This is a genomic window from Vibrio neptunius (assembly GCF_000967495.1).
GTDB classification, from domain to species: domain Bacteria; phylum Pseudomonadota; class Gammaproteobacteria; order Enterobacterales; family Vibrionaceae; genus Vibrio; species Vibrio neptunius.
The window spans coordinates 146,588-158,970 of the sequence record NZ_JXXU01000043.1 but is presented as its reverse complement, the minus strand read 5'-3'; the positions used below and the strand labels follow the sequence as shown (position 1 = coordinate 158,970).

The 12,383-nt window shown below is 40.1% G+C and carries 11 protein-coding genes; 4 read left to right on the top strand and 7 right to left on the bottom strand.

Annotated elements, in window-relative coordinates; genetic code table 11:
* Positions 1 to 240 precede the first annotated feature (240 nt).
* Entirely contained in the window at positions 241 to 828 is a 588-nt protein-coding gene (locus TW84_RS15180; protein WP_157634053.1) for a hypothetical protein, read from the top strand.
* 100 nt (positions 829 to 928) lie between these two features.
* Here TW84_RS15180 and TW84_RS15175 read toward each other — a convergent pair whose 3' ends face one another.
* Both TW84_RS15175 and TW84_RS15170 read right to left on the bottom strand, forming a co-directional pair.
* Positions 929 to 1,654 (bottom strand): aspartate/glutamate racemase family protein, encoded by a 726-nt coding sequence (locus TW84_RS15175; protein ID WP_205622495.1) that lies wholly within the window; start codon positions 1,652 to 1,654, stop codon positions 929 to 931.
* Between the two features lie 13 nt (positions 1,655 to 1,667).
* On the bottom strand, positions 1,668 to 2,852 hold the full coding sequence (locus TW84_RS15170; protein ID WP_045976469.1) for a DUF917 domain-containing protein: 1,185 nt from the start codon (positions 2,850 to 2,852) through the stop codon (positions 1,668 to 1,670).
* A gap of 482 nt (positions 2,853 to 3,334) precedes the next feature.
* On the opposite strand from TW84_RS15170, the gene TW84_RS15165 reads away from it, so the two are divergent.
* Positions 3,335 to 4,618, top strand: coding sequence for a linear amide C-N hydrolase (locus TW84_RS15165; protein ID WP_045976468.1), 1,284 nt, complete (start codon positions 3,335 to 3,337; stop codon positions 4,616 to 4,618).
* A 176-nt stretch (positions 4,619 to 4,794) separates the two neighbouring features.
* Complete coding sequence (locus TW84_RS15160) at positions 4,795 to 5,691, top strand: hypothetical protein (protein WP_045976467.1); 897 nt, start codon at positions 4,795 to 4,797, stop codon at positions 5,689 to 5,691.
* Between the two features lie 230 nt (positions 5,692 to 5,921).
* Here the strand turns inward: TW84_RS15160 and TW84_RS15155 are convergent, their stop codons facing one another.
* The 4 genes from TW84_RS15155 to TW84_RS15140 form a co-directional block, all read right to left on the bottom strand.
* Entirely contained in the window at positions 5,922 to 7,244 is a 1,323-nt protein-coding gene (locus TW84_RS15155; protein ID WP_045976466.1) for a TolB-like translocation protein, read from the bottom strand.
* A 308-nt stretch (positions 7,245 to 7,552) separates the two neighbouring features.
* A complete protein-coding gene (locus tag TW84_RS15150; RefSeq protein WP_045976465.1) occupies positions 7,553 to 7,834 on the bottom strand; it encodes a DUF6966 domain-containing protein in 282 nt (93 codons plus the stop codon).
* A 141-nt stretch (positions 7,835 to 7,975) separates the two neighbouring features.
* A complete protein-coding gene (locus tag TW84_RS15145; RefSeq protein ID WP_045976464.1) occupies positions 7,976 to 8,740 on the bottom strand; it encodes a hypothetical protein in 765 nt (254 codons plus the stop codon).
* 66 nt (positions 8,741 to 8,806) lie between these two features.
* Positions 8,807 to 9,004: a hypothetical protein gene (locus TW84_RS15140; RefSeq protein WP_045976463.1), complete on the bottom strand. Its 198-nt coding sequence runs from the start codon at positions 9,002 to 9,004 to the stop codon at positions 8,807 to 8,809.
* 1,139 nt (positions 9,005 to 10,143) lie between these two features.
* On the opposite strand from TW84_RS15140, the gene TW84_RS15135 reads away from it, so the two are divergent.
* Positions 10,144 to 11,022 (top strand): hypothetical protein, encoded by an 879-nt coding sequence (locus TW84_RS15135; protein WP_045976462.1) that lies wholly within the window; start codon positions 10,144 to 10,146, stop codon positions 11,020 to 11,022.
* A gap of 256 nt (positions 11,023 to 11,278) precedes the next feature.
* Here the strand turns inward: TW84_RS15135 and TW84_RS15130 are convergent, their stop codons facing one another.
* The gene (locus tag TW84_RS15130; RefSeq protein WP_045976461.1) at positions 11,279 to 12,325 is read right to left on the bottom strand and encodes a GMP reductase; all 1,047 of its coding nucleotides are present in this window, start codon (positions 12,323 to 12,325) and stop codon (positions 11,279 to 11,281) included.
* Positions 12,326 to 12,383: the final 58 nt, after the last annotated feature.

The window sequence follows — 12,383 nt, the reverse complement described above, 5'->3', positions numbered from 1 at the left end:
TACATTGCTAAATGGACAAATTGATACTCAGTGATACTTTGTCATCAACACATGATGCTGGTTTGATACAGAAACATTCTTACGTATGTTTTATCTTAATTATGTCGTCCGAATAGTGAAATAGATGTTCAATATATATAGCTGACAGGACTTGCCTATCCTGTGGAATATAGATTACGGATATAAAATCACTCAAAGTTTATTTTAAATAACAACGTCAACTAGCTAATATGGAGAAACATGATGGAAAATATGCGACTGGTAGATCAGGTAAAAGTCAAAGTAGAATGCAAGCCAAAGTATAATACACAGGCAGAGGAAATTAACGGTTTTCTAAAACTTCAGCCAAATAAAGCAGGAGAAGTCGCTCAAAGAAAAATCTTTGTCGCGACAAACAAAGAGGAAGACGCCACTGTTTTTTTCCGCTATACAACATTACAACCTAAAGACACTGGCTATTACTATGTGGTGAAGGGTTCTGAAGATGATGATGGCACTGTATTATACATGGATGAAGAAACCACATCTGGTATAGTATACGCAAATAGAAGTTCACTAAATGACGAATTTACGGCGCAAAAAACGATTCACTCATGGAAAATTACCGAATCTACGAAACACAAAACATCTCGATTAAGCGCATTTCTAACCGGACACAGCCCAGACCTATTTAACGAAGCTCTTGCTGTTGCCCGAAAAGATCAGCTAGCTATTAGTAAACAGAATGGTGGCAAAGAAATCTTCTGTAATTCCAAAAGAAGCCGCGATGGACTTGTTGTAGAGATTATAACAATTAATGTAAATAATAAAGAATTAGAGAATGCTTAGATAATTCAGTACATATTAATTAACCTCACTATCTTAACGTTAAAAGCAGCCTTATATTGGCTGCTTTTTTAAAATGATATTTTTACTTTTTAAATTAGCATCAAGTATCATTTTCTTGATATGGATAACTCAAACCACTTTGATACAAGTTATTTTCCACCAACATAATTAAATATCCTATCGCACAACAGTTTGGATCCATTACCGGTACATTTTGTTTATATTTAGCCATCAGTAACTCATGCAACGGTGCTGAAAAATGTGTAAATCCGGTACAACCAAACATAATGCTGTCGGCACCATCTTGGTCAATGGCATGACAAGCTAGCTCGAATAACTCCTCAAGAATTTTTGCTTCCGCCTCTAAAGAGGGTTCTTTCAACTCATTGACGGTTTTGTTTAATGGCAATATAGAAGCAAGATTCTCGGTAACGCCAAAAGCTCGCACGTGTTCGTTCTGAAGGTCAACCACATCGCGCACCGTTAGAATAGAAACCTTCTGACTCAGCAACATGGCAGTAAAAAAGCTCGGCCTGAACCCGCCGATAACCGGGATCTTGACCGCTTGTCTTGCTGCTTCCACCCCACACATGTCCATGTCCGTCACAAACACACCATGATATCCATCTTTTTCTGCCTGAATCACTTTCTCTAGGACATAAGGTGCATTAATAGTCAGATCAATTCTAGATTGAATAAATGGAGTTCCTTGATCAATATGCTCTAAATCAATGGTGACTTTATCACTTCTAAAGCGATTCACACTGTCTGAGATTTGTTGTGTAAACTCAGTTGTGTTTACCGGAATAATTATCTTAAGTTTCATCCTCATCGACATTTCAACCTCTCAAGTTATTTTTTAGTGGGGGGTGATAGCTACCAAAGAAACCGAATCTTTTGAATATTGTGGAAAAATGCTGATGAAACCAAGGCTGATTAATTTGTGGAGCAGCATCCACGGTAAAAATCGCCATCTCTTTGAGTCGAGGATCAGCGCAATCTTTCTTCCATGCATCGATAATTTCATCATTGCTCATTAGCGAAGCATCACTAGACAAACAGCAAATTAAATCAGGAGCCATAGCGATTGGCGTACTTAAATCATCTACCCACAAAATCATATTTTCATTTTGTGAAATGACGTAATATTTGGTGCCGCTACCCTCTTCCTGATATTCTTGCGCGACCCAGTCAAAACCATTGCTGGTCATGGTAATAACGTTGCTCAATCTGCCTTTCATCACACAGTGTGCACCATCTAGCGCTTCTATCGCATTAAAACAAGACAGCTGATCTTGAATACATTCTCTGATGTGCCGACCAAGTGCTCTCGCTTTCAGTAACATACCTGGGACAACGGCATTATTTTGCTTTAGTTGCTCCCCTGACATAGCAAATGAAGCAAGGGATGCACGATCATCAAAACTCTTCGATGTGCTAATGATTCCTCTGGTCATCGCATCGACATCCGAACTCGATTCACATTCAATAAGGATGACCCCACCATCTTCTGTTAAAGACTTTTCTGATGTGAGTACACAAGGTGAAACAGAGATTGGGCTTTCCAATGCCAAGTTTGCAAACGTTGATAGCTGTAAGCATGGAAAGGCTCGCCCTCCGCCGTCACCATTGATGATCGGTATTTGTCTCTCTGCGGCAACCAGTAAACTCATACCATAGGCAATCGGGCCAGTTTCAACGGGTGACAATGTGGAAAAGGCAACCTTTTGGATTTTTTCTAGGTCGTGAAATGCCGTAGCGGGAGAGTATCTATATCCTTTTTGAAGAAACTTTTGTGGTGCTCCCATAGCTGCGAGTACTGGAAGCATATCAGTATCTTGGACGTCATTAACGTCAATATACTTCACTGTAACCTCAGATTTTGACGCGAATAGCTTGTCAATTTCCTTGAGCAATTCTTCGCCATTTTCCTGTGCCCCACCGCCGCCACACGCATAAAAATGAGCACCGCGAATAATATCTTCCAAATCTAAGCGATTTAAGCTTTTTACTCCTGATTCCATAAGTAGAGTCCTTTTTCCAAATCAGTAGACACAATAAACAGATGTCGAGATCAGTTCAGTATCACGTTGGTATCAAATCAGTATCATAAGTGATATTTCCCCATCATATTCGTAAAAAAACCTTAGTTCGAGTAAAGCGCGAGGTCTGTTTTAATGTCGGATGCAAAGAGCTATAGCTTTGTTTTTAGGGGATAAACAGCCGTTGTTTTCTCTCAATACAGGTAAGTCGCTTGAACTGGCGATGAAAAGAGTTTTGGTCGATATCGTTCGTCAACGCAATAAAACCTGTTAACTCTATCAACTGATACTAATCTGCTACTGACGTTTTTTGATTGAATACGTAGCTTAATCACGTGCACTTATCTCAAAGGGTCAAATCCATTGTTTAAGCGCAAACCTTTTTATCCATGGTAATTCTAACTATCGATGTAAAGAGTGTCTTGGGTATACATCATTCAAATTACGCAACAAAGAGCATGGCTATGTGTACAGATTTCAATATCAACTTTGGTTGTAACAATCTCCCCCTAACCTTATCCGCTAGAACCATGGAGTTTGCAGTAAACCTTCAGACCGAGGTTTGGTTTAGAGCTAAGCAAAATTTCCAAATTACTACCTTGACGACTAGCGGAAAAGCGGACCGGGTTTTTAATGTTCAGCCACCAGAGTGTCATAATTATCAGCATGAGTTTAAAGCGAGCTGGAAAGGAGCATTAAGCTTCATCCACTGTAATGGCGTTACTCAATACAACAACCCTCTTATTACATCAGATGGTATAAATGAGTCAGGGCTTTCAGTAGGCTCACTCTACTTGCCAATACTTAATAAAAATATTCCGACATCTCGCATACCTGATGAGGCCTTTGCGTTAGGTAGCGGTCTGTTGGGAACCTTTATCCTGTCTACGTTTACTACTGTGGAAGACATGGTGAGCTACTTCACTACCCACCCTGTATACGTATTTAATTCGACTATTTCAACCGGGGAATCTGAGGGTGACAATATGCCTTTAGATCAGCACTTCGTGATTCATGATGCAAATAGTGACAGTGCTGTCATTGAGTTTATCAACGGCAATATGCATATTTATCGATCATTTAAAGAGGGCGAGACGGTCAATCCGCAATCTAGGTATCAATGTATCGAATACAAATTCGATGATTACAAAGTGATTGTGGACCACTCCTACGTGGGTGTTATGACCAACTGCCCGAATTACCATTGGCATGTCAATAATCTTTCCTATTTTTCCAATTTACGTAACTACAATCCAGAATCGGACAAAGACGTGTCCTTACAACGTCACCTCCAAGTTCCAGGACCACTTCAAACCGTGAATGGGGCTGGATTAAAGGGGCTACCCGCCGATCCCACACCGCCATCTCGATTTGTACAAACCTATGCAATTAAGCAATTAAGCGAGCAACCAAGCAACTTCGATGAAGCATTCTCCATAGCGCAAAAGCTTCTCAACCGCGTCGATATACCTTTGGGTATTATGGCGAATGATCTACACACATCAGACAATCCTGAAGTATTTTTCAGCGATATTACCCAGTGGAGTGTGATTAGAAATAACAGTTATCATTCACCTGCCTTGTATCTGCGTACTTATGGAGATATGACTTGGCGAGTCGCGAACGTCAAAGACTACATGGGATTAGATAGGGATTGCCAGATCTCAAGCGTATTACAGCTCATGCCAACAACAAAAGCATTACCGTTTGAACAAGTCGAGTCTAGACCAACGGTCAAAATCGCCTAAATCGAATTTAGATACCACACGCCCCATGGACTCATGGGGCAGATACCACTAGAGGAGGAGGAACTGGTCCTTGGTAGTGTTTTTTGGAGCTTAATTGCAAAACACTTGAGGATAGTACTCTAAATTCAAAACATCTCGTTACGAGAAAAACGATTCATATAAGAAGGAAATACATAATGTCAGTTACTGAACCTAACGTGTTAGAACCAAGTAAATCAATTTCTGAAAACGTAGCTCCAGCTAAAGGCCATGTCACTGGTTTTCTAGGTGCTACTTTCGCACAATTTGCAGCAAGGAACTTAGCAAACGCTGCTTTAAATTCATTCAGTGTTCCTTTAGCTAAAACCGCAAAAAGCTTGTTCTTGCGCGCCGACTCTTCAACGAGAATGTCTCCAAATGATTACCTTGAACAAAACTTTGTTCGTATCTTTAGAATGACGAGGCAAATATACCAAAACGTCAATGATATACCTTTGATAAATGCGAGGAACTTACTACAGTCGAGCTTATCCAGTTTTGAAGAAATTATAACTAATGACCCAGAGGGTGATTACGCTCAAATGAACTACGATAACGCAAGATATGCTGTCACTAAATGTAAAGAAGCCTTAGCTATATTTGACGACCATTCAGATAATCAAGAGTGGATAGGCGCTTACTTTACAGCAGCCAGTCAATATTGCTTCATTTGCCGTCAGATCCTTCAATATCAGAAAGACAACATATTTGTTGAAAATGTTATCGCGAAGGAAAATGTCCTTTCTCAAATTGATAAATCGATAACATACGTCACCCAAACAGTTAATGTAAATGACATGATCAAAGCTGTTAGCAACAAAGTTGCTGAAGTTCGTTATAATAAAGGATCTACCCACCCATGGGGATTCCGCTACTACTTATCTGAAGATAAGACTCACTATAAAACTCTAGCCAACAAAACTAAAGATGGAATGACAGAGTGTAGTGACGCTATCAGACAAAATGCGATTGATTTACTTGAAACTCAAATAATACAACCAGATGTTGTGAGAAGTTGGGAGCTAATTAAGCTTGCGATTGAAGAAGACGTCTAGCTTGAAGAGCTACTAACATAATAATCTCTTTAAAAAAGGCGCCATATTTGGCGCCTTACTAACTTCCAGTAAAAACAACTATCTAAAACACTTTATCAGACACTGGACTTTTATAGTGCCGTTACAGGTAAACGTTGTGAGAGCCCAGTGCCGAACGTTTGGTAGCATATCAGCTAAAAGTGCTTGTTCCCGCACATCCGTCCAGTGCGGGAACAAAACAAGTGGAGGGTTTAGTTGATGTATGGTAAACAGATTTCTGGGATGATTGGTTCGCTTGGCTGCCCCATAATATATAGATAACTTTCTGAGTGTTCCCCTTCAAGTAAACCAGAGCCACGCCCTTGCCATAGAACACCATTACCATTACCATAAATCATAGGTAAAATTGTCTGGCTCGAAGGTTTGCCTGTCCGCTGTGATATACTGGGCTGAATCATCTTCTGATGAATGCGGTCAAAATAAACGACCTGATAAGAAACACTGTTCAAAGCTAAGTAATCGCTGTTTCTGGTTGAAAAGGCAAAGCTTTCGGCATCATTTGAAACAGAAGGCTTATAAATCGCTTGAATCAGTTCTTCGTTGATATCTTTGACGTATTCATATTTCTTCGTCGCAATATGGTATAGGACAAGATAGCTTTGATATTTTTCGTAGTGGCTGTATTCAGGAGAGGATGGCTTTCTAGCCTCGTAAACAACGTACTGACCATCGGGACTGATACTAAAAGCACTAGTATAAGCTGAGTCTAATGCATAGTTTTCTCTGTGTAAGGACGATATTTTGATGTGTTTATCCTCGATACGATCATACAAATACAGATTCTGACTATCTATATCACTAACATTGTCTGGATCCATTTCCGATTTATATGCCACATAAACTGTGTATCTACCGTCATCACTAAACGGACGTATCGAACTTATCTTTATTTCTGCCTCGTTTCCATAAATATCTATATTGACTTTCTTCGTCACTTTTTCTTTTAGATCCGTAATAGATAACTTGCCTAATACATGGGAAAGCATCACAATGCGCTCGTTGATAGGGTAGACAACTGATGTCATTTCGCCCTTGTCTTGAATATATGGAAGTTGGTTCTCGTCATACTCTGCTGGCATTACTTCATCAGTCATTCGATCCCACACAGCTGTCTGTGAACCCGATTTATGGGAAAAACCTATATAACGTCCATTAGGAGATATCCTTACCCAATTCATCAAATCTCTTGGGCCCAAAAGGGATGGTCGCCCTAGTGGCTTTAGTTCCTCAGTCTCTGTGTTTTTGATAAACCACTCAGTCTCAACACCCTCTGAAACCCAGTCTTTATCCCTAGAATTAAACACAACGTATTTATTGTCGCGTGTCATTTTTGTAGATAAAGCCCAATTAATTCCCTGTATCCCGTATTGTGAAGTTACAGAATTTGAATCTGAGCTCACAGAATATGGAGCACCTTCCATCACCCTATTTTGGGAGAGAAGCTCAGGGTTGAATTCAACGGCAAAAGCTGACTGCGATAAAACCGCTAGCAAAGTAAAATATAGTATACGCATAGTACTGTCTTTAGTAATTGTTTAAGAATTAATACATGCGACCGCTTTTCACAAAAATTAAATAACAATAGCTAAAAGTTTTCAGGCAAAAAAAGCCGCAAAATGCGACTCTTAATTATTCGAATTTTCTGAAGTGTGGAGTTACTTCTCTTTACCGAAAACGTTGTTCTCTTGCTCTTGGGAAACTTAAAGGGACAGGCACTTTATCTGTGAAACTTAAAGGGACAGGCACTTTATCTGTACTTTATCTGTACCAATTCAGACTAGTTCCAAGTTTGCCGAGCGTTGATAGTACGTATTGAGCGTATTTATTTTTGTTCGTGCTTGATATCAGTAGCAAGCTCCCATGCTCGTGTCCTTAGCTCACTAAAGACTTCGTTTTTCCGAGTGATTTGACTTAGATACACGTCATTGAATGAGCCCATGCCACCATATGCGAGTAACACTTTTTCAACCCCATAAAAATCAGATTCAACTAGCCAATTTCTAGCTTGTGACATCCAATCGCACCAGTGTTCTTGACCATCCTCATCCAACATTTGAATCAGTCTGTCTAAAACATTTATCAACTCTTTCGTTTTCGGTCCCATAGATACCTAAATACAACAGCTTAAAGGGACAGACACTTTATCAGATTTTCAGTGCTTTCTACTTATCCAGCTTAAAAAGCTTAAAAGGACAGCCACTACAGTTTCGCTGATTCGGTAACAAGGAGCCACTAGGCTCCTTGTTTAGAGATAAGTCTCAGGCTCTTTGTGTTCTTCTTCTTTTTCCCTAAAGCGTTCTTCGTATCGGAAGTCATGCAAATGAGCATGAACAATTTCTCTGAGTGGAAGTGCGATGGTAAATTTATCTAGTTCAACGGAGTCTTCCTGCTCATTCTCTATGTCTTCCATCACTGCATGATAGGGCGTGATCTTGTGGAGCTCTAACGTGTCTCTGTCTCGATATCCACTTAAGTAGGGCACGATATAAATATCGTTAAAATGACCGGTTTGTATTTCGTAGATATAGCCTATGTATACTTTACGGTCGGACATGGTGAAAAGAATAGGGAGCTCGTGGTAGTGAGACTTGAAGAATAGCTGCGTGAACTCTGGGCTTTCCGAATCCATAGAAAACTCAAACATGAACTTAGAAAACTTACGTTCTTCGTTGATGTAGTAGAGTTTTGGGAGAAGCCGGCTTAAGATCAGAGCAATGATTGAGATATCAAATAAAGCGAACTCAGTGTGGGTAGACTCACTTCTAAATACACCAATCAGTACCAACTCACCAACCGAGAAGTGCAACCCTGTCAGTTTTCCGAGCCAAATGCCTATCGCATACACAATCGTCCCGATAGCGAATAAGAACAAACCGATAGCCGCAGACATCAAAAAAGTATGGTATCCATTACTACGCTTTAGTTGATAGTGTGTTTTGTGCCATTGCTGAGCGAAAACATAACCAGAAATGCAAAGTATTAACACAAAAAGTATTGATGGTTTAATCATTTATTGACGTCCATAAAAAAGGGCTAATGCGAATTAGCCCCGGTGTGTACCCTATTGTGTGCAATGTCATGCCTGCACTTTATTGTCTTTCAAATAGCCTTCTCTAGCAGCCTTGGCTTGTTCTTGCGCAGCTTTGCTTTTACGGAAAGCTTTCATATCCATCACCACACGATCTGGGTTAACCATTTTCAGCATTGGGTAATCGCGCTTCGTGGTATTCTGTTTACCAAAGAAGTTTCGGAAAATGTCCATAATCCAACTCATAAATACCTCCTAGATAGACTCACGTTATCAAGTCGGTGTTCTTATCGTAACGTTAGTATAAGTGAGTAAAAGGCAGAGCGACACAGATCTGCTTCAATCCCATCAATTTATGATTATCAATCTAACGTATCACTTATTACCGAGTCAAATCTTCAGGGTCAGATTAGACCTTTCATCAAAAGATGAACTTAAAGGTACAGGCGCTTTCTGTGACCTTTCCCCCCTAAATTAACTGATATGAAAACGAATGGGCTTGGTCTGGCTCGATAGATAGAAGCTGATACAAGGCTTCAAACTGAGCTGTAATGAATCTGAAGATATTCGCCATGTTTTTATCGATACACCATAAGCGTAGAAAAACGTCGAGCTTAAGCTCTAATATTGATCGGTTTAGAGACTTGAACGGTCCTAGGAGCGTATGATAATCCCCCACTAACAAAGTTAGTGGGGATTTTTTATGTTTGCTCAAGAGCTGCTTTTGGCAAACAGAAACTTAAAGGAACAGACACTTTATCAGACTATTCGTTTATTCACCGATCTTCTAAATTCAATCACAAGATATTGAAGTAATGCTGATGATTTGCGCGCTCAACTCAAAACGAATGAATTGAGTGCTTTTCTTGAGAAGGCTATATGGTGTTCATTAAGTCGTCGTATAGGGAAAAACAATAAGAGCGCAACCTTTTTCGTCTTTAGGAGTAAAGTGATTAAGATTTTCAAATTTTGTTTTATTGATAGTGGTTTAATTGACAGACCAATTAGGCCTATCTTCCCATCTGCCCTTATTAAAAGAAGATTCCCACCCTATAGGCAATATAGCTATTGGCGGTAACTTAACATCTAGTGAAGAACGTGTTATCGCAGCATATCATTCTATTTTTAGCGATAGCACGTATTGCCCACAATAATATAATAAAAATAGTGGTGGATATTGTGTTAGTTTTTAACTTTTCACCATAATAAATACCAGATTTTAATTGTCATACTGATCGTTTTGAACAATTAATAATCCGAGCTTTTAGAATAAGACGAATAAAGCGCCCCACGTTATGGTCAAATATCTTTGAATAAGATAAGCTTGCCACCAATTATGTGACTGGCTCACAATAATAGTAAAGTTTAAACAAGGAAACCGCATCATGAGGCAACACTATTTTGGCAATTGGTATAATGATTATACCTCAGGGAACCTAACTGCATTGAAAAGCGCACTTAAAAAGGGAGATACCAAAACAGTGGCTGCGCTTAGTGAAGAATTATTTGATAGTTATCTTGATGTAACAGCAGCGCTAGATATTAAAGAAATTAAACAATATGCTGAAGTAATGGGAGATGTGCTCACTGATATCAAGCTTGATGTTTGCATGGGAGAATTAGTAGACCACCATCAGCCCGATTATATTGAAATGGCTTGTCGCAATAGTATTGCGCTTGGAATTGGCTTCCCATTTTATGACTATTACTCAACTGAAATGACCGCAAACCGCATGGAGTTTGATGTTGAGTTTTTCGAAAGTACTGTTGAGCCTGGTTTCAAGCAGCTGTATCAAGCTGGGAAAATGTCTATCACTGTATTTTTCAAATTGGTGTGTGATATCGTGGGTTATCTAGATCCCATACCATATACAGCTGATTATTTGTTCCGCTTATTACAAAGTCCTGAGATTGACATTAGTACGTTTTCAGAAGAAGAGTTCACCGAGTGCCTCGACGTATGTTTCGGTTTTTACCATCTTAACCCTGAAGTTTTCCGTTTATTTGTAAAGCAAGCTAAGGGTCGTAAGGCGACCAAATCAACCGAAGTATGGCAAGAATCTCGCGAATATTATTTAATCACCTACCAGTTCACCTCATCTTTCGGTGAACGCTGTGCTTGGCATGATTATGAGGAATCATACATTGATGCCTTCACTGAGCTTAAACACAGCGGAATAGTTTCGGATGTAGAAGCAGAGGTTGTCGATTGTCTAAGAGCAGATCGGCTGGATAAATTAGCAGAAATATTTATTAACGCATAAACAAAATACTACCTTATAAAAATTATCGGTTTTATTTGGTAAGTATGACGTGAAATTGGATAACAGACTCCCGCCATAATGTCGAAAAAGCTTAAAAGGCCGGTACATTACTACAGTTTTATGCAAACCTGCTAAATAACGCAAAGAAAAAATTTTTCGCTGGCTGTCGCCACTTTGTCGCCACTTTACGATTTTCAGGCAAAAAAAGAGCCGCAAAATGCGGCTCTTAATTATTCGAATTTTCCGAAGTGTGGGATTACTTCTCTTTACCGAAAACGTTGTTCTCTTGCTCTTGTACGCGGATGAAAGTCGTACGCTTAGTTAGCTCTTTAAGCTTTGCTGCACCTACGTATGTACAGGTTGAACGCACACCACCAAGGATGTCTGAGATAGTGCCGTGAACACTGCCGCGGAATGGCAATAGTACGGTTTTTCCTTCAGCTGCACGGTACTTTGCAACACCGCCTGAGTGCTTGTCCATAGCAGACTGAGAAGACATGCCATAGAACTTCATGAAGCTCTCTCCGTCTTTCTCAATTAGCTCACCACCGGACTCTTCGTGGCCTGCCAGCATACCGCCTAGCATAACGAAATCAGCGCCGCCTCCGAAAGCTTTTGCTACGTCACCCGCACATGAGCAGCCACCATCACCGATGATCATACCACCTAGGCCGTGGGCAGCATCACCACATTCGATGATTGCAGAAAGTTGAGGATAACCAACACCTGTTTTAACGCGAGTAGTACATACAGAACCTGGGCCAATACCCACTTTCACAATGTCTGCACCAGCTAGGATAAGCTCTTCACACATATCACCAGTCACTACATTGCCCGCAGAGATAACTTTGTTAGGGAATGCAGCACGTACCTTCTCGATGTACTCTACTAAGTGCTCAGAGTAACCATTCGCGATATCAATACAGATGAAGATAAGTTCTTCAGATAGCGCCATGATTTCTTTTGTCTTTTCGAAATCAGCATCTGAAGTTCCCGTAGAAACAAACACGTTGTTTAGTGTTTTTTTATCCGCTGATTTCACGAAGTCAGCCCATTGCTCTACGGTATAATGCTTGTGAATTGCAGTCATCACGCCATGTTCTGCTAAAGCTTTAGCCATTTCAAAGCTACCGACTGAGTCCATGTTTGCTGCAATTACGGGTGTGCCAGACCATTGACGACCACTATGCTTGAATGTAAAATCGCGGGTTAATTCAACTTGAGAACGACTTTTGAGAGTAGAACGCTTCGGGCGGAATAGTACATCTTTAAAGCCTAACTTAAGTTCTTGTTCGATACGCATGATAAATTTTCCTATAAGCAAATTTACGTGTCGTGCGTTTTCGGGAAACGTTGGCAGA